At 34.9% G+C, this 19578-nt stretch carries 15 protein-coding genes and 1 other RNA gene; 8 read left to right on the top strand and 8 right to left on the bottom strand.

What is annotated here, in order from left to right:
• Window positions 1–35: 35 nt before the first annotated feature.
• Window positions 36–2096 carry a S9 family peptidase gene (locus RMR09_RS04645; protein WP_310594643.1) on the bottom strand — a complete coding sequence of 687 codons (2061 nt, stop codon included), beginning with the start codon at window positions 2094–2096 and terminating at the stop codon, window positions 36–38.
• A 140-nt stretch (window positions 2097–2236) separates the two neighbouring features.
• Between RMR09_RS04645 and RMR09_RS04640 the strand changes: the two genes are divergently transcribed.
• A complete protein-coding gene (locus tag RMR09_RS04640) occupies window positions 2237–2557 on the top strand; it encodes a YbaB/EbfC family nucleoid-associated protein (RefSeq protein WP_310594642.1) in 321 nt (106 codons plus the stop codon).
• A 1-nt stretch (window position 2558) separates the two neighbouring features.
• Here the strand turns inward: RMR09_RS04640 and RMR09_RS04635 are convergent, their stop codons facing one another.
• Window positions 2559–3239 (bottom strand): VOC family protein, encoded by a 681-nt coding sequence (locus tag RMR09_RS04635; protein ID WP_310594641.1) that lies wholly within the window; start codon window positions 3237–3239, stop codon window positions 2559–2561.
• A 2-nt stretch (window positions 3240–3241) separates the two neighbouring features.
• Window positions 3242–4267: a GntG family PLP-dependent aldolase gene (locus RMR09_RS04630; protein ID WP_310594640.1), complete on the bottom strand. Its 1026-nt coding sequence runs from the start codon at window positions 4265–4267 to the stop codon at window positions 3242–3244.
• Window positions 4268–4356: 89 nt separating this feature from the next.
• Here RMR09_RS04630 and prfB point away from each other — a divergent pair.
• The 3 genes from prfB to RMR09_RS04615 all read left to right on the top strand — a co-directional run bounded on the left by prfB (window position 4357) and on the right by RMR09_RS04615 (window position 8490).
• Window positions 4357–5455 (top strand): peptide chain release factor 2 gene (gene prfB / locus RMR09_RS04625; RefSeq protein WP_310594639.1). Its coding sequence is split into 2 segments (ribosomal slippage): window positions 4357–4419 and window positions 4421–5455, totalling 1098 coding nucleotides; the frame shifts between segments, so codons are not numbered across the junction.
• Window positions 5456–5594: 139 nt separating this feature from the next.
• Window positions 5595–6593, top strand: coding sequence for a UDP-3-O-(3-hydroxymyristoyl)glucosamine N-acyltransferase (gene lpxD / locus RMR09_RS04620; protein WP_310594638.1), 999 nt, complete (start codon window positions 5595–5597; stop codon window positions 6591–6593).
• Window positions 6594–6861: 268 nt separating this feature from the next.
• Entirely contained in the window at window positions 6862–8490 is a 1629-nt protein-coding gene (locus RMR09_RS04615; RefSeq protein ID WP_310594637.1) for a carboxyl transferase domain-containing protein, read from the top strand.
• 106 nt (window positions 8491–8596) lie between these two features.
• Here RMR09_RS04615 and RMR09_RS04610 read toward each other — a convergent pair whose 3' ends face one another.
• The 3 genes from RMR09_RS04610 to RMR09_RS04600 all read right to left on the bottom strand — a co-directional run bounded on the left by RMR09_RS04610 (window position 8597) and on the right by RMR09_RS04600 (window position 11178).
• Window positions 8597–9013, bottom strand: a complete 417-nt coding sequence (locus tag RMR09_RS04610; protein WP_310594636.1) for a hypothetical protein — start codon at window positions 9011–9013, stop codon at window positions 8597–8599.
• Window positions 9014–9145: 132 nt separating this feature from the next.
• Complete coding sequence (locus RMR09_RS04605) at window positions 9146–10189, bottom strand: AMP-binding protein (RefSeq protein WP_310594635.1); 1044 nt, start codon at window positions 10187–10189, stop codon at window positions 9146–9148.
• 26 nt (window positions 10190–10215) lie between these two features.
• Complete coding sequence (locus RMR09_RS04600) at window positions 10216–11178, bottom strand: CPBP family intramembrane glutamic endopeptidase (RefSeq protein WP_310594634.1); 963 nt, start codon at window positions 11176–11178, stop codon at window positions 10216–10218.
• Between the two features lie 31 nt (window positions 11179–11209).
• On the opposite strand from RMR09_RS04600, the gene arsC reads away from it, so the two are divergent.
• The gene (gene arsC, locus RMR09_RS04595) at window positions 11210–11551 is read left to right on the top strand and encodes an arsenate reductase (glutaredoxin) (RefSeq protein WP_310594633.1); all 342 of its coding nucleotides are present in this window, start codon (window positions 11210–11212) and stop codon (window positions 11549–11551) included.
• A gap of 93 nt (window positions 11552–11644) precedes the next feature.
• Window positions 11645–14107, top strand: coding sequence for an outer membrane beta-barrel family protein (locus RMR09_RS04590; protein ID WP_310594632.1), 2463 nt, complete (start codon window positions 11645–11647; stop codon window positions 14105–14107).
• Between the two features lie 404 nt (window positions 14108–14511).
• On the opposite strand, the gene RMR09_RS04585 is transcribed toward RMR09_RS04590, so the two are convergent.
• Window positions 14512–15558, bottom strand: a complete 1047-nt coding sequence (locus RMR09_RS04585; RefSeq protein WP_310594631.1) for an alanine dehydrogenase — start codon at window positions 15556–15558, stop codon at window positions 14512–14514.
• A 245-nt stretch (window positions 15559–15803) separates the two neighbouring features.
• On the opposite strand from RMR09_RS04585, the gene RMR09_RS04580 reads away from it, so the two are divergent.
• Complete coding sequence (locus tag RMR09_RS04580) at window positions 15804–17006, top strand: serine hydrolase domain-containing protein (protein ID WP_310594630.1); 1203 nt, start codon at window positions 15804–15806, stop codon at window positions 17004–17006.
• A 121-nt stretch (window positions 17007–17127) separates the two neighbouring features.
• Window positions 17128–17524, top strand: a transfer-messenger RNA (tmRNA) gene (gene ssrA, locus RMR09_RS04575).
• A gap of 36 nt (window positions 17525–17560) precedes the next feature.
• Here the strand turns inward: ssrA and RMR09_RS04570 are convergent.
• Window positions 17561–19570 (bottom strand): sensor histidine kinase, encoded by a 2010-nt coding sequence (locus RMR09_RS04570; RefSeq protein WP_310594629.1) that lies wholly within the window; start codon window positions 19568–19570, stop codon window positions 17561–17563.
• Window positions 19571–19578: the final 8 nt, after the last annotated feature.

Below are 19578 nucleotides of genomic sequence, written 5' to 3'. Positions count from 1 at the left end.
CCTAACTTTGAGCAAATTTAACAATAAATTTCTAATTATTTTTTTATTTTCTCTAAATCTAACAAAAAAGCATATTCTTTTGCTAGTTCTTTAATTGCTTCAAATCGACCAGAAGCCCCGCCATGTCCCGCATCCATATTTGTATTCAAATACAAAACTGCATCTCCTTTTTTATGTGTACGCAATTTAGCTACCCACTTTGCTGGTTCCCAATATTGTACTTGCGAATCGTGTAATCCTGTCGATACATACATATTAGGATAAACTTGTTCTTTTACATTATCATACGGAGAATAGGATAACATATAATCATAATATTTTTTCGTATTCGGATTTCCCCATTCGTCATACTCCCCTGTAGTTAGCGGAATACTATCGTCTAACATCGTAGTCACTACATCAACAAATGGTACTTGAGCAATGACTCCATGATACAATTCTGGAGCCATATTAATAATTGCTCCCATTAATAATCCACCTGCTGACCCTCCTTCAGCATACAAATGAGCCGGAGAGGTATATTTTTCTTGAATTAAGAATTGTGAACAATCGATGAAATCCGTGAAGGTATTTTTCTTTTTCAATAACTTCCCATCCTCATACCATTGTCTTCCTAAATCTTCTCCTCCACGAATATGGGCGATGGCAAAAATAAATCCGCGATCCAACAACGTCAATCGTGTAGTTGAGAAATAAGGCTCCATAGTAACACCATACGAACCGTATGCATACAACAATAATGGATTAGTTCCGTCTTTCTTCAAATCTTTATGATACACTAACGAAATAGGAACTTGAGTTCCATCTTTGGCTGTTGCCCAAATGCGTTTTTCTATATAATTATTCTTATCGAATTTCCCTCCTAAAACCGCTTGCTCTTTCTTGATTTCTTTTGATTTCGTCTTCATATTGAAATCAATTACAGAAGAAGGTGTTGCTAATGACTGATAACTGTATCGCAAAACATCAGTATCAAAATCAACATTTGTAGTCGTGTACGCATTGTACGTTTCACTCCCAAAAGGCAAGTAATACTCCTCTTCCCCATTCCAAGGCATAATTCGAATATGATTCAATCCATTAGCGCGTTCTTCTACCACCAAATAGTTCCTGAAAATTTCAATATCTTCAATCAACACTGATTCTCTATGCGGAATAACTTCTTTCCAATGCTTTTTCTCAGTAGCATTTTCAGGAGTTTTCATCAACTTGAAATTGGTCGCTTTATCTTTATTGGTCAAAATATAAAACGAATCTCCAAAATGAGAAATACTGTATTCTAGTCCGCGAACTCTAGGCTGAAAGACCTTAAATTCTGCGTCTGGTGTATCTGAATTTAAAATTCGGTATTCTGTGGTCATGGTGCTTTCAGCGCCAATAACAATATATTTTTTGGACTTTTCTTTTCCTACTGACACATTAAAGGTTTCGTCTTTTTCTTCGTAAACCAAAACATCATCTTTGGAATCTGTAGTTAGCTTATGCTTGTAAATCGTGTCGGCACGCAGGGTTACTTTATCCTGTCTGGTATAAAACAGTGTTTGGTTATCATTGGCCCAAACCGAACCTCCAGTTGTATTTTCAATAGTATCCGAAAGGATTTCATTAGTCTCTAAATTCTTAATTTTTATGGTATAAATACGCCTTCCTACCATATCAGTCCCAAAAGAGGCGAATCGATTATCTGGACTAACACTTAAACCTCCTAATTGGAAAAAAGAATATCCTTTGGCTAATTCATTACAATCAAATAAAATTTCTTCCTTCGCGTCTAAACTTCCTTTTTTTCTAGAGTAAATAGGATAATCTTGTCCTTTTTCAAAACGAGTGATGTAATAATAACCGTTGTATAAATACGGAACTGATTGATCGTCTTCTTTGATGCGGCCTTTCATTTCTTCAAAAAGTTCCTTTTGGAAATCTTTGGTATGCGCCGTCATCGATTCGTAATAGGCATTTTCTTGATTCAAATAATCAATAACTTCTGGGTTTTCTCTGTCGTTTAACCAAAAATAATTATCAATTCGGATTTCGTTATGTTTCTTTAATTTCTTAGGAATTATTTTAGCTTTCGGAGCTTCAGGATTTACCGACATTTTAAGATCTTGTTTATTTAATGAAGGTACAAAAATAAGGTAAAGACGATAGAGAATTCTGCTATTTTAACTTTATTTTATTATGTAATTACAGTAGGAATGTGCTAATTTTGTACTTCAACTTAATAAACAGACACAAAATGGATTTAATGGGAATGATGGGTAAATTAAGAGAAACCCAACAAAAAATAGAAGACACTAAAAAAAGATTGGACTCAGTCCTAATAGACGAACAAAGCAGCGATGGAACTTTAAAAGTAACGCTAACTGCTAATAGAGCCATCAAATCAATACACATTGACGATGCCCTTTTAGAAGACAAAGAACAGCTAGAAGATTATTTGATTTTAGTCTTAAATAAAGCCATAGAAAAAGCAACTAAAGTAAACGAAGCCGAATTAGATGCCGTGGCCAAAATGGACATGCCAATGATTCCAGGAATGGACAATTTGTTTAAATAAATTAAACTATTCTTTTTGCAGGATATCCTGAGACAAAATCAACTACATTTTGTTTCAGGAAATCTTGTAAATGTGCCGAATTCAAATGGGTTTGGAAATCAGATTCCGAATAAAATCCTTCCCAAACAATAATTTGTTTTGCATCAGCAGTATTAGTATGCAGTTCAAATAAAAAATTACCAACTTCCAACTTGGTCTCAGCTTGTAATTGCTTCAACGCTTGAATTGCCAAATCAAAATCAACCTCAGGTTTAATAGCCAAGATGGCAGTGGAATAATAATCCGAATTGGGTTTTACAAGCGGTTCAATCAAATCCCATAAATTACCGTATAAATCCTGAAAAACAGCCACTTTGCCATACGATTCTTGTGTAGGCTCCCGAACAATTTGGATTTTATTAGTAATCAGATTTTGATATTCTCTATCAAAATTATCCGTATTTAGAAACAAAAAAACACGACCTCCCGTTTGATTACCAACAGCTTGTAATTGTACTTCATTTGCCGCTTTGGCTAAAAGCAAGCGACATTGCGAATTTTTTGGTGCAACAACAACCCAACGCTTGGTATCACTTAATACCGTATCTTCAATTAAATCAAAATGCAATTTCTGGGTATAAAAAGCAATCGCTTCGTCATAGTCTTTAACCACTAAAGTAATTTGGTTGATGTGATTTTCCATAGTTAAACTACTAATTTTTCAAGTGTTTCTATTACATACGTATGCATTACTTCTCGGTAATCCAAATGGGTTACAATGCGTAATTTACCTTGACCCATTGAACTAATCAAAATATTTTTTTGTTTTAACTTATCAATCAACTGGGATTCGCTCACTTGAGGTGCTAAAGAGAAAATCAAGATATTCGTTTCTACAGGCTCTACCGAAGCAACCCAATCCTTTTGTTCCAAAATAGCAGCTAATTCTTTTGCTCTTCGGTGGTCTTCAGCCAAACGCTCGATATTGTTATCCAAAGCATAAATTCCGGCTGCTGCCAAATATCCTACTTGACGCATTCCGCCTCCAAAAATTTTTCGAACACGCAAGGCACGATGAATCGTTTTCTTGTCAGCCAACAAAACAGAACCAATAGGTGCGCCTAATCCTTTGGACAAACAAACCGAAATCGTATCAAACAATTTTCCGAATTCTTTCGGGTCTTGATTTTTAGCCACTAAAGCATTCCAAATTCGGGCGCCATCCAAATGAAATTTTAAATTATGATCCTCACAAACTTGTTTGATTTGGCGTAAATCGTCTAGTTCATAACAAGCTCCTCCCCCTTTGTTGGTCGTGTTTTCTACACAAACTAAACTCGTCAACGGACTGTGATAAAACTCAGGATCATTAATTGCCGCTTTTACTTGAGCAGCTGTAATCATCCCGCGATTGCCATCCAATAAACAGCAAGAAACCCCGCTGTTAAATGAAACTCCACCACCTTCGTAGTTGTAAACGTGAGCATATTTATCTGCAATAAGTTGTTCGCCCGGTTGGGTATGCAATTTAATTGCCGTTTGATTCGCCATCGTTCCTGAAGGAAAAAACAATCCTGCTTCCATTCCGAATAGCGCTGCTACTTTCGCTTCTAATTCAATCACCGTTGGATCTTGCTTGTACACATCGTCTCCAACAACCGCATTGAACATGTATTGTAACATTTCGTGAGTAGGCTTGGTAATCGTATCGCTAACTAAGTTTATTTCCATTTTTATGTTTTTATAATGAAGGACGAACAATACTCGGATTGTCTTTTCTTAAAAAAGTCTTATTTTTGCCTCACAAAATTACATAATTTATGACAACTACCGAACAAATAAAAGGTATTGTAGAACGCCTTGGTGCGTTGAGGAGGTATCTTTGACGTTGATGCCAAATTAATTGAAATCACAAACGAAGAAGAAAAGACGTTTGCACCCGACTTTTGGAACAATGCCAAAGAAGCCGAAATTGTAGTTAAAAATCTGAGAAACAAGAAAAAATGGATTGAAGATTATAACAAAGCAGTCGCCTTGACTGATGAATTGCAATTGGCTTATGATTTTTACAAAGAAGGCGAACTTTCAGTAGAAGAATTAGACGAACAATACCATCTTACCGAAACACATATTGAGGGCATTGAGTTCAAAAATATGCTTTCGGAAGAAGGAGATAGCTTGAGCGCCGTATTGCAAATTACTGCAGGTGCGGGAGGTACCGAAAGTTGCGATTGGGCAGAAATGCTCATGCGTATGTACTTGATGTGGGCCGAAAAACAAGGCTATAAAATCAAAGAATTGAACTTTCAAGAAGGTGATGTGGCGGGTATCAAAACGGTGACATTGGAAATTGAAGGCGATTATGCTTTTGGTTACCTAAAAGGAGAAAATGGGGTACATCGATTAGTTCGTATTTCTCCTTTTGATAGCAATGCCAAAAGACATACTTCATTTGTTTCCGTATACGTTTATCCATTAGTGGATGACACTATTGAAATTGAAATTAACCCTGCCGATATTGAAATTACTACTGCACGTTCAAGTGGTGCTGGTGGGCAAAACGTTAATAAGGTAGAAACCAAAGTCCAATTGGTTCACAAACCAACGGGGATTCAAATTCAGTGTTCCGAAACGCGTTCACAACACGATAATAGAAACCGTGCCATGCAAATGCTTCGTTCTCAATTATACGAAATTGAATTGAAGAAAAAATTAGCACAGCGTGCCGACATTGAAGCCGGTAAAATGAAAATTGAATGGGGTTCGCAAATTAGAAACTATGTTATGCACCCGTATAAATTAGTGAAAGACGTTCGTAGCGGATTTGAATCTACTGATGTCGATGCAGTAATGAACGGAGAAATTGATAATTTCTTAAAAGCCTACCTGATGATGATGGGACAAAAAGAAGACGAATAAGCTTCATAATTACTCAAAATAAGGCTCCTCAACATTCTAAAAAAGAATAGTTTGAGGAGGTTTTGTTTTAAATAGTTGGTAATTCAAAATGAATTGAGTTTATTTGAAATCTATACCACCAAAAAACCAACCAAAAAATATGAAATCGTACTCTATTAACGAAATTAACGAAATACTTCAGGGAACTATTGTGGGATTAACCAACCCAACTATTACTGCTCCAGAACAATTAGACGAAGCTTCGGAAACCGAAATTTCCTTCATTGGACACAAAAAATACGAAAAGATTTGGGCTACTTCAAAAGCCTGTGCTGCTGTAGTCAACGAAGATATTAGCATTGAACCTGGAGACAATCGGGTATTTATCAAAGTGAAAAATGCTGATTTAGCAATGTCACAAGTGCTAGAACTTTTTGCTCCTCCGAGTCCTGTGTTTCAGATAGAAATCCATCCTACTGCTGTTATTGATGTTACTGCTACTATTGGAAAAGGGAGCCGAATTGGTGCCAATGTATATGTAGGACCCAAAACAACCATAGGAGAAAATACTACTCTTTACCCTAACGTAACCGTATTGGACGAATGTACTATTGGAAACAATACCGTTATTTGGTCTGGAACCGTAGTTAGAGAGCGTTGTCATATCGGTCACGAATGCATTATTCATCCCAATGCTACGATTGGTGCGGATGGCTTTGGTTTTAGACCCGACCCACAAAGAGGTTTGGTAAAAATTCCCCAAATTGGAAATGTAATCATTGGCAACGGAGTTGAAATTGGTGCCAATTCTTGTGTCGATAGAGGAAAATTCAGCTCAACTGTTTTGGGTGATGGCTGTAAAATTGACAATTTGGTTCAAATTGGTCACAATAGTAAATTGGGTCGTTTTTGCATCATGGCGGGCAACAGTGGATTAGCGGGTTCAGTAACCTTAGGCAACGGAGTGATCATTGGCGGAAGTGCTTCTATAAAAGACCACACTACACTTGGAGACGGTGCTATTGTAGGTGCCGGTTCGGGCGTTGTAGGCGATGTAGGTGCAGGCAAAACTGTTTTGGGTTACCCAGCCGTTGACGCAAGAGATGCGCTAAAACAATGGGCCATTTTAAAACGTCTTGTAGAAGATTCAAAAAAATAAGATTTTAATATTATAAAATTTTATTTGTATCTAAATAAATATAATCCCTACGGGACAGTTTAATACTAGTGAATTGAATGTAATCTTCTATTATAATTCATCGAAGTCCCGATAGGGACCAGATTTTGGTAATAAAAAATACGTATCACAATTCAAAAAGTCCCATAGGGACGAAATTTAATAGCATAGATTAATATCATCAAAGGAATAGTTAAATTCATTTGGTGATTTTGTATTTTAGCGCATCAATACTTGACAACAACTACAAATGGATTTGAATTTCAATAAAAACGAAGACCACAATAAGCTATTGCTTTCTGAACTGCGAAAAAAACTAGGCGAAGTAAAATTAGGCGGCGGTGAAAAACGCATCCAAAAATTACATGCCGAAGGGAAAATGACAGCTCGTGAGCGTATCGATTATTTGTTGGATACCAATGAAAAAAGTATTGAAATTGGCGCCTTTGTTGGTGAAGGAATGTACAAAGAACACGGTGGTTGCCCCTCAGGTGGTGTAGTAGTGAAAATCGGATACATCAAAGGGAAACAATGCATTGTGGTAGCCAATGACGCAACCGTAAAAGCAGGTGCTTGGTTTCCAATAACTGCTAAGAAAAACCTGCGTGCGCAAGAAATTGCCATGGAAAACCGCATTCCAATTATTTACTTAGTCGATAGTGCTGGGGTGTATTTGCCTTTGCAAGATGAAATTTTTCCTGATAAAGAACACTTTGGTCGCATTTTTAGAAACAATGCTTTGATGAGCAGCATGGGAATTACCCAAATTTCGGCAGTGATGGGCAGTTGTGTGGCTGGTGGCGCTTATTTACCCATCATGAGTGACGAAGCTTTGATTGTAGACAAAACCGGGAGTATCTTTTTAGCCGGAAGTTATTTGGTCAAAGCCGCCATTGGCGAAAGCATTGACAACGAAACTTTAGGTGGAGCAACAACGCATTGCGAAATCTCAGGAGTAACCGATTATAAAGCCAAAGACGACAAAGACGCTTTGGATAAAATAAAAAATATCGTTGATAAAATTGGCGATTATGATAAAGCGGGATTTAACCGAATCAAATCAGAAAAACCTGCTCAAGACGAAAATGAATTGTACGGCGTACTTCCAAAAGCGCGTACCGATCAATACGATATGATGGAAATCATCAAGCGAATGGTGGACAATTCCGAATTTGAAGCTTACAAAGAAGGCTACGGTCAAACGATTATTACGGGTTATGCTCGCATTGACGGCTGGGCTGTGGGGATTGTAGCCAACCAACGAAAAGTAGTCAAAACTAAAAATGGTGAAATGCAATTTGGTGGGGTGATTTACTCGGATTCAGCCGATAAAGCCACGCGTTTTATAGCCAATTGCAACCAGAAGAAAATTCCGTTAGTGTTTTTACAAGACGTTACCGGTTTTATGGTAGGCAGTAAATCGGAACATGGCGGAATCATTAAAGATGGTGCCAAAATGGTGAATGCCGTTTCCAATTCGGTGGTACCAAAATTCACTGTAATTGTTGGAAATTCTTATGGAGCAGGAAACTATGCCATGTGTGGCAAAGCCTACGACCCGAGATTAATTGTAGCTTGGCCAAGTGCTGAGTTAGCCGTAATGGGTGGCACACAAGCCGCCAAAGTATTGGCACAAATTGAAGCCAATTCGCTTAAAGCAAAAGGAGAAGAAGTCGATGAAGCTAAAGAAGCCGAATTGTTTGCTAAAATAAAAGCACGGTATGACGAACAAGTGTCACCTTATTACGCAGCTTCCCGTTTATGGACGGATGCCATAATTGATCCTATAGATACGCGTACTTGGATTTCGATGGGAATTGAAGCTGCCAACCACGCTCCTATTGAAAAACCGTTTAATTTAGGGGTGATTCAGGTGTAAAAAGAAAGGCTAGATTACTGTTTTTGTACGCACGGATTACTTCGTCAGTTCACTTCGTTCGTGTGCAAATCCGCGTTATCAGGTATGCACATTCCTACTGTTCATTTTATTCGGTTTTTTTCTTTAAAAATCCATCAATTTCATTTAAAAAATCAGGTGTTGAAGAAGGATAATTAGGAAATGAATCAACCATAAAAACAATCGATTTTAATGTATTGTCTATTCGATAATTAAGTTCGTAACGAAAAGAACTTTTTTTATTAATTGAAATAATACTCTCGAATAATATCTTTTCATTGTTTATTACCAAATACTTATTGCCCAAATAAATTTCTTCTAACTTTCTAAAATTAAATATCCACGCAAAACTAAAAATTAGAGTTGGAAAAAAAATCAATGACAATTTTTTTAATGTTAAATCAAAAATAGTGAAACCAAAAACCAATATTAATATGTTAATTAATAATATAATTGGTATAATTTTTTTTCGGAAGTATGTTGTTTTGCTTGATATTTTTTTCATAATATTAAAATTTAATTCCCCTCGCTGGTGCGAGCGTCTCCCCCGCTACCGAGCGAATCCTTTCGCGTGGTCATAAAACCCAGCTGCGCAAAGTCTCCTGACTTTGAGCCTTTACTAAAAGTGATTTAAAATCTATTTCCCCACACTTTGGTCTCTAATGATTTTTCCTGTAGCCGTTTGTTGGAACTCAGGAATAAATACAATTTCTTTCGGTCTTTCGTATTTGTCCAATGCCTCAAAAATAGATTCTTCTATTTTCATGGGTTCACCTTCCACATACAAAACTAATTTTTCTCCTAAAAGTTCATCGGTTTGTCCGTATACAAAGAAATGTCTTGGAATTAAAGTTGCCAACTTTTCCTCGATTTGCTCTGGAATTAATTTAATACCACCACTATTAATTACGTTATCAAAACGTCCTTTCCAAACAAACTGCGTATCTGAAATCAAATCAACCAAATCATTGGTTACAATTTTTTCACCACTAATTTTATGGGCGTCAATGACCAAACAATGCCTGTCATCAGTAGTGACTTTTACATTTGGCAAAACCGTAAAAGCGGACTCTCCCACTCGTTTAGCAGCGATGTGCGTAATGGTTTCAGTCATGCCGTAGGTTTCGTAAATCTGAGACGTTATGTTAACTAATTCGCGTTCTAAAGTCTTATTCACTTTGGCACCACCAATAATTAACTTCTTGATTCGGTGCAAGTGGTTCAACGAATTTTTAGCTTGCAAAGGCACCATGCCACAGAAATCAAAATTTCCCTTCACTCCTTCTAATGGATGTGAACTAGGTGCGACAAATTCCATATCCAACCCTAAGATAAACGCTCTCACAAACATCATTTTACCCGCTACATAATCCGTAGGTAAACAATGCAATACTTTTTGCCCCGGTTGTAAACCAAAAAAATCACCTGTAGCCAAAGCCGAATTGACCATTGCTTGCTTGTCTACACGAATAATTTTAGGTGTTCCTGTTGAACCTGAAGTATTGATTTCTAAATACGATTTAGAGTCAAACCAGTCTAAAATAAAAATTCCTAATGGTTTTTCATAAGCCGATCCTTCTTTAAGAAAAGAATACGCAACTCGTAATAAATCGTCTTTAGTGAAATTAAAACCGTTTAATTTAAACCTGTTGTGAACGTTTTGGTACGTCAAATTATCCATCGTATAAAAATTTAAGTATGATTGTTTTAGCTAATTTTTCCTGTTAGTTTTTCAGTCCAATTTTCCCATTGGTAGCGCTTTGCAAAAAGCACCACTAAGGTAGGAAAAATAATAAAAACCGGCAATAATACCTCTAAAGAATTACTCGGATTGGAAATATCTTTCAATACGGCATAGGTTTGAAAAGCAGACCAATCGGAAGTGACTAACAAAGCACCTATAAAATTATTGGCAAAATGAAAACCCAAAGCCAGTTCCATACCATCATCCATTAAGGTAAGGATTCCTAAAAAGAAACCTGTACCTATATAATAAATCAAAATACTATAGCCCATTTTATCGACTTCGGGATTCGCCAGATGTAACAATCCGAAAATTAAAGAAGTCATCAGTAAGGGAAACCACTTGTTGTGGGCTAAATTCCCAAAGCCTTGCATTAAATAACCTCTAAAGAATAATTCTTCGCAACCAATTTGAAAAGGGAACAAAACTAGTCCTATTCCAAATAATATTAAAAAAGGGACTAGCTGAAATTGAACCACAAAATCTTCTGGATTAAGAAAATAAAATACTGCAGTACTAGCTATGGTAAAACCTGTCCAAAGTGAAAAAGAAAAAAAAACTCTTTTCCAGTCTATTCTTATTCTGGAAGTAATAATAGACAATAGTGTTTGATGGTGTAGATTTCGAAGTACAAAATAAATTCCTAAAAACACAAAAACAAACGAAAACAAAAGTAGGAACAACGTCCAATTAGGTTCTAAAAAATGCATGATTGCTGCATTAGAATTAGGATATGTCTTTTTGTTTACCAAAGTTTCATACAAAACACCCATCAAAAGTGGTAACTGACCAATTAATGAAGCACCAAAAATCAGTACCGACCCAAAAAGGTATTTCCAAAATTTATTATCTGAATGTATTCCTTGTTCTATAAACATAGTAGTGGTTAAAAGATTCTTAGCTCTAAAATACGTTTTTAATTTCAATTTGCTTTACTTCGCGAAAATTTTAAAAAAGATGATACAAATATACCATAACCCACGTTGTGGGAAGTCTAGAAATTGTCTGGCTTTTGTGACCGAAAAAGAAACCGAAGTTGAAATTATTAAATACTTAGAGACGCCTCCTAGCAAAGAAGCATTAATTGATTTACTTCAAAAATTGAACTTAAAATCCATTCAATTGGTTCGTGTTAAAGAAAGTATTTGGATTGAACAGTATAAAAACAAATCCCTAAGCGACGATGCTATCATTGAAGCTTTGGCCGCGCATCCTATTTTAATTGAAAGACCTATCGTTATAAAAGGAAACAAAGCCATCATTGGAAGAATTCCAGAAGAGGTGGCTCAATTCATTTAAAAAAAAAAGCCGCTTTAACTTTTTTTTATGATTTGCCTAATGTAACCTTTTAGGCTTTTCATAGTCTAAAAGGAATAACTAAAATCATTATTGATGAAAAAAATAAATGCGATTGCATTAATAGTACTGTTTTTAAGCAGTATACTAAGTTTTGGTCAACAAGCACCAATTGTAAAAGCCAAATTAAAAATAACCGGAAAAGTTATCGAAAAAACAAGTAGACAACCTCTAGAATACGCTACGATTACGCTTAGATTGCCCAACAATCCAAAAGCAGTATCTGGTGGTATTACTAACGCTAAAGGAGAATTTTCAGTTGATATAAATCCTGGAATCTACGACATTACGGTGGAATTTATATCTTTTAAACCTACCGAAATCAAAGGAAGAAATATTGAATCCAATACTAATATTGGAACCATTCCTTTAAACGAAGATGCCGCACAATTAAGTGAAGTGGTGGTTCGTGCAGAAAAAACAACTGTTGAAATTAAATTGGATAAAAAAGTTTTCAACGTTGGAAACGACTTAATGGTTAAAGGAGGAACAGTAAGCGATGTTCTTTCGAATATCCCATCGGTTTCTGTAGATGTGGAAGGAAATGTGAGTTTGAGAGGAAACGATAATGTAAAAATCTTAATCGATGGTAAACCATCCAATGCCATTAACATTACCGAAGCCTTGCGTATTATTCCGGCTGATGCTATTGACAAAGTAGAAGTGATTACCAATCCATCGGCGCGTTATGATGCTGAAGGTGGTGGCGGAATCTTAAATATTGTTTTGAAAAAAGGAAAAAATCAGGGTTTAAATGGAACTTTCATTGGCACCGGAGGTATTCCTGACAACAATGGATTGAGTGGAACCGTGAACTACAAAACTAAAAATATAAGTTTGTTTACTACACAAGGATACAGCTTTAGAAGTAATCCTGGGAATATGACCAACGAAACTACTTATTTAAACACGGATAATTCAATTCGAAATTACATTGTTGAACCAAGAGATAACAAACGTTACGACAAAGGATATAATGGAAATTTCGGAATCGAATTAGCGATTGACAAGAATACTTCTTGGACTAATACCATCAACTACCGTAAAAGTAATGGCGACCATACCGATTACGTATTACAAAATTATTACACAGGAGCTCATGCATTTGATTATACTATCAACCGTACTAATCAAGAAGATAATTACAGTAACAACTTAGAATACACCACTAATTTTACCAAAAATTTCAAGAAAGAAGGACACAAGTTTAGTATTGATGGATCTGTATCTTCCAATGATGATAATACTACTGCAGTAGTTACAGCAACTAGGGCTAGTAGTAATCCATTTAGCATAGACAATACCGTCAACAACCAAAAGCAAAACAGAGTTTTGGTTCAAAGTGATTATGTGTTACCTTTAGGGAAAGGAAGTCAATTTGAAGCAGGTTATAGAGGTAATTTTTCTAAATTATCAACTGATTATCAAGTAAAAAATGACGGTGTTATCAATCCTAATTTCACTAATGTATTGGATTATATAGAAAAAGTAAACGCTTTTTACACTCAATACGGATTCAAACAAAATAAAGTATCAGTCCTTTTAGGAATGCGTTACGAAGATTCGAATATTGAAATTAATCAATTAGCAACTAATAGTTTCAACACAAAGAAATATGGTAACTTTTTTCCAAGTGCCTTCTTTACTTATGAGATATCAGACAAAAGTAGTGCTTCTATTAGTTATAGCAAACGAATTGAAAGACCTAGAGGTCGTATGATCAATCCATTTAGTAATTTATCGAGTAACATCAATATATTCGTGGGGAATCCTGACTTAAATCCATCAATGACAGATGCATTAGATTTTGGCTACATCAAACGTTGGTCTAAATTAACATTGAGTACTTCATTGTATTACAACAAAACGACTGATGTATTCCAATTTGCTCGTAGAGAATCAGGTAATTTTATCAACGGGACACCTGTGATTATAATGTCTCCTATAAACATAGCAACTGAATTCAGAACTGGATTTGAGTTTACCCTAAATTATTCTCCATACAAATGGTGGAAATTAAACTCTAATTTCAACTTCTTCCAAAGTGACACCAAAGGTGATTTTGTATATACCAATTTTAACAATGTAGTAGTAACCCAAAATTTTGACAAAGTTGCTAGTTCTTGGTTTAGCCGTTTATCCTCAAAAATTACTTTGCCAAATAAAATTGACTGGCAAACTAACTTAATGTACATGGGACCACAAAATAATGCTCAAGGTAGAGTTTTGGGTAATTTCAGTGCTAACTTAGCTTTCAGTAAAGATGTTTTAAAAGACAAAGCTACTATAGCCTTAAATATAAACGACGTTTTCAATGGTAGAAAAAGAATTATGGAAACGTATCTTCCTGGCGTATTGAGTTCAAGAGCTGAAATGCAGTGGAGAGTAAGACAAGTAACTCTATCTTTCACTTACCGTTTTAACAAAGCTAAAAACGAAAGAGAAAAACAACCAAAGAGAATGAATGATAACGGAGGCGAAATGGAATTCCAAGGATAATACAAACTGACTGCCTGAAAAGGCAGTCTAAATAGTTCATAAAAAAAGCTCCGAAATTCGGAGCTTTTTTATTATCAAACAATCAGATTAAACTGATTGTTCTTCTTTCTTTTTTGCTTTCTTTTCTTTGTAAGCTTCCCAAGAAGCTCCACCAACCCAGTAAGACACGAATCCAACTAAGAAAAACATTAGCCAGAATCCCATTGTCAAAATGGTTAAGAAAAGTAAAAAGCCTAAGTACTGTGAAAAAGTAAACATATTTTCCGGAATTTGTTTGTATACAGGTACAAATGTAAGTTTATTATTTTGGCCAGACAACAAAAAATAAAAAAACTAACCAATCTATTTTTACTAAAGCTTAAAAATCAATTTAACATTTTGATTTACAAACATTTTGGTTACTATTAATACACTTTGACTTTTTGTAGTATGCCTTGTGGATCTCCTTTAAAAAAAGCGGGGATAATTTGTTCCAATACTTGTTTACCAAAGGCTTCGCTAGACTCTCGAGGGAATTCAACTTCTAAATTAGGAACAGCAGTCACTACAATAGCTGCTGGATGAAACACATCTACTTCCCTATTTTCGTTAGGCAAATAGCCATAAAAAGTCTCTTCTTGACTAGATTGACGTAAGGTACAGGCTAATGAATTGGAAGCTTCTGGATGTAAATCAGCAACAACTCTTAGTTTACAATCTTTAGCATTTAGTAACTCTTGAGATAAAACCACTGCTTTTCCTTCCATTTGAGAATCTGCAATTATGATGTCTGAAACCTTTGTAAAAGGTGCCAATTCATTCGAATCTACATTCTCTATCACAGTAAAAACAGCCTGAGCATAATTTTTTACCAAAAATTCGTCTTCTGACACTTCCTTTATTTTCATTGCCTTCATAATTACTTTCACGCCCGAAACAATTGCTTCAGTTCCGATAACAGTAATTTTTAAAGGAGGTAAAACGGGACGTTTCAAATACGTAAACAAGCTGCTTTGGTCCAAGAAAGTCGTTACACTAGGCAACTTGAACAATTCAAATTTAATTCCAAAAGCACGAAAAGCATTATAGGCGCCTACCAAACCAATTGTATTTTGAAAACTATTGGTTTCAATCATGACTAAATAATCGTAAACCTTAACTTTTAATTCTCGCTTTTCGTTATCATTCAAATGATTAGTAGTAGTGCCTAAAAAAAAGTAGGCCTTATTAGGTGCTAAATCAGCTACAGGAATTGGGTTAATCCCCATTAACACATCACAATTAGTTGCATCTGCAACTACTGCTATGCCTTTTGCTGTATATTCTTCATCAGTAAAAATTCGAGTAGAGGAACTCTCGACTTCAAATTGAGCTTGTGAAAAATCATCTTGCAATTGCTCCAATAAGGCTGGAGAAAATACAACTCTACGATCCATTGGCTCATTTATTTCTTTTAAAATTCCGAATTTCATACTTATAAATGCTGTTAATTGATATACTTATTGTACTGTTTTATCTTTCGCAAAAAAGAACAAAATCTCATTTTGACCCTATTTTGAGTTAATTTTTAATTCCAATCAAAATGATACTTGCTGGCATCCAGTACAATACAACTTTAATAACATTGAATTGTGGATAAAAAGTTACTGATAATCGAAAAAAAGCTTCGTAAAAGCAATGTATTCAATATATTTGTGACTCAAGTACCACTACGAAAATGAACTATTTTAAGAAAGCAAATATACTACAAATACTGGTTTTATCTCTTGTTTTGAGCTCTTGCGGCAAAGGCAAAACAGAATCAGACATCAAAGACTCCGAACTTCCTGAAAATGAACTTCCTAAAATGAAACCTTACACCAATGAGGAACCAAAACTTAGTGAAGATTATATTAAAACAACCCGACAAAAAATTGCTCATTTTTATAATAAAAACTGGCCTGGAAAAAGTGCGAATGGCGCGTTTTTAGTTGCTAAGAATGGACAAATTATTTTTGAAAAATACGATGGGTTAGCTAATTTTAGTAAAAAAGATAGCATTACTCCTAATACTCCTTTGCACATTGCTTCTGTAAGTAAAGTATTGACCGCAACGGTCGTTTTAAAATTAGTCAATGCTAACCGACTGAATTTAGATCAGAAAGTCAACGTGATTTTAAAAGAATTTCCTTTTCCAGAAGTGACCGTTCGAATGCTATTGAACCACCGAAGCGGATTACGTAACTATGCTTATTTTACCGACAGAAATGACGGAGTTTGGGACAGGCACAAGCGATTGACTAATCAAGACATATTGACACTTTTGGCTACCAAAAACATTGGGTTGGAGTCTAAAACCAATACCCGTTTTGCATATTGCAACACTAATTATGCTATGCTGGCTCTTATTATTGAAAAGATCACTAAAAAAAGCTACAAAGAAGCTATGACCGAGATGATATTCAAGCCACTAGGCATGAACAATACATTTGTTTTTGACTACGAAAAAGACAAAGACAAAATCGTTCCGTCATACAAAGCCAACCGAGTGGAAATCGGAAAAGATTATTTAGACGAAGTGTACGGCGATAAAAACATCTACTCTACTGTGCGTGATTTATTAAAACTAGATCGCGCTAGAAACAAACCTGGATTTTTAGAACCTGCTTTATTAAAACAAGTTTATACGGGATATAGCAACGAACACAAAGGAAAGAAAAACTACGGTCTAGGAATTCGAATGGTCAATTGGGAAACGGGACAAAATTTTTATTTCCATAACGGGTGGTGGCATGGCAATACCTCAGCGTATATCACACTACAAAAAGAACATGTGACTATTCTTGCTTTGTCCAACAAAATGAATAAAAGCACCTACAACGTAAAAAAATTAGCGCCCTTATTTGGAGATTATCCATTTGAAACAGATACGGAAGAATGATTTGATTTACGATATACGATGTACGATTTGAAATACCCAAATCAATTCGTTTTATCCCTAAAAAAGATTTACCTTTGCCACTCGGTTTTTGGAACGGTTATTGACTATTCTAAAACAACATGGGGTCGACTGGTTTTGACAGCAAGTCGAATTGAAAAGTAAGCAGGTCGAGAACTGAAGTAATTCTCGTTAATAAAAGGCTTCACACTTTTTACACGGCGAAGGAAACTACGCTCTTGCTGCATAATCTGAATTATAGTAAGATTAGCCTCGTCCTACCAGGTAGGAAAGCAGGATTCTCCTCAAAGGCTTTGGTTTATAGCATTTGATCTAGGGGAATCGTAAATATAAACCTAGAGTATTGTATGTTTCGGGCGGTACTTGAAAATTAAGAGACTAAGTGTTTTGTGGCTGTTTCTGGCCTAGCAAAACATCGAAAATCCAATCAGGAAATAAGCCTGTAGAAAGCTCTTTAGTTGCTTGTTTGGACCCGGGTTCGATTCCCGGCGACTCCACAAAAAAAGTCCTGATAACATCAGGACTTTTTTTTATAATTAATCAATTGTAAAACTGCATTGGATTTGTGTTCCTTCACCGAGTTGGGTAGTAATACTTAAATTAGAATTCACCTTTTCAGCTCTTTCTTTCATGTTCTTCAAACCAATGCCTTGGGTTGTAACTGTATTTAAATCAAAACCTTTCCCGTTATCCGAAATTAACAAATCTATCGTTTGTTTGTCTTTTATAGAAATCACTACCTGGCATTCTGAAGCCTCAGCATATTTAGACACATTAGACAACGCTTCTTGAATAATACGATAAAGAGTGATTTTAATTAAACCCGAAACCGACTCCCAATCTATCATCGGATTACAATCAAGATTAAACCGAGTAGTACCCATTTCATCGGCTTGTTGAATACAATTAAGCAGCAACATTTTAAAATCAAAATGAGGGTCTATTTCTTCTGTTCGTAAATCATGTGTTATTTCGCGGATTTCATTTTCTATAGCATGAATTTCTTCGATATATTTCTTTCTTTTCTCTTTAATGTCTATCTCGTTACTCTCATTTAGTGTTTTCAAAACCAAATGGACTCCTAACAATTTATTGGTTACACTATCGTGTAATTCCTTTGAAATCCTGTTCTGTTCAATCACTTTTGTATGATTTAAATCTATTTGATACTGTTGCATTAACTCAAATAATTCTATCTCTGCTGATTGTAACTGGCTTTGGAATTCCAATTCTTTTCTTTTATTCTTCCAATATCTAAAAACTAAGATTCCCATGAAGAGTACTATCAAAATAAAAGAACTTATGAGAAGATATAAATTATTCTTAGTCAAAATCTTATTTTCATCTTCAATTACCGAAGTTTCATAAGCTATTCGTGCATATTTATTATTGACTTTTCTTTGCGCTTTAGCTAAACTATCTGTCAATTGAATTATTTTCTCTTTATAATAGGAATCTTGATTTGGGTCTGCTCTAGCTAATAATTCATAAATCAATTTTATTTCATTATTGGCTTTGATTTTTTTACCTGAAATTAATGATTCCTTCAAAAATTGAAGAGACTTAGCTGTGTCTTTAATGGTTAAATAATAATCGCCTAATGTGATTGACTTATATAATATAGTCGTCTGATTACCATGTTGTAATGAAATATTAAAAGATTTATACAACATCGATTCTACTCCATTTAAATTACCCTTTTTCATCATTGAAGAACCTAAATTACCCAATACAATTGCATAATCGTTAGGCCATCTATTTTCTAATTCTTTATTCAACAAAGGTTTTAAAATCTCAATAGATTTACCGTATTTATGCATTTTATCATACATATTGGCAATATTAGAAGCTATAGCCACATCACAATTAGAATAACCGTTATAATCAATTCTAGCTTCACGAGCCATGTTTAACTGATTTTTAGCTTGTTTAAAATATTCAAGAGCAGTTTCATAATCTCCTAGATTTTCTAAATTACAGCCCATCAAATTATACACTGTATAAAGAAGTTGATGATTTGAATTTGATTTCAATAACTGAAGTGCATTTGAGAGTTCTATTTCACTTTGCAAATAATTCCCTTCATAAAATAAAATATATGCTTTATTGAAAATCATTTTTCCTACATTCTCTTCATTTCCAATTATTTGAAACAATTTTTGAGCCTTCTGATAATAAAAATACGCACTGTCCTTATGATTTTGTTCATAAGTATCGCCAATAAAACTATACGATTTTGCTATATTTAATGTGTCCGATTTATCTTTTGCAATTTCAAGAAGATCTCTACTTATTTTTAATGATTTCGGAAAATCATTGATGTAATAATACTCCGTAGACAAATCAAAAAGATACTGTACTCCTTGCTCGTTATTAGGAACTGTTTCAACAACTTTATAAAGCGAATCTAAAAATTGCTTTTTTTGTTTTCCCAACAATTGGTTGTACTCATTATAAGGAAAAACAATAGTCTTTGAGCTCTTATTATCTTTATTATAACAAGAAGACAAACTAATTATGAATAGGACGAAAATGTATTTTCTCATGCTTTATT

Origin of the sequence: Flavobacterium sp. (genome assembly GCF_031537875.1) — a bacterium.
Lineage (GTDB): Bacteria > Bacteroidota > Bacteroidia > Flavobacteriales > Flavobacteriaceae > Flavobacterium.
This window is presented reverse-complemented; position numbering and strand designations above follow the sequence as displayed.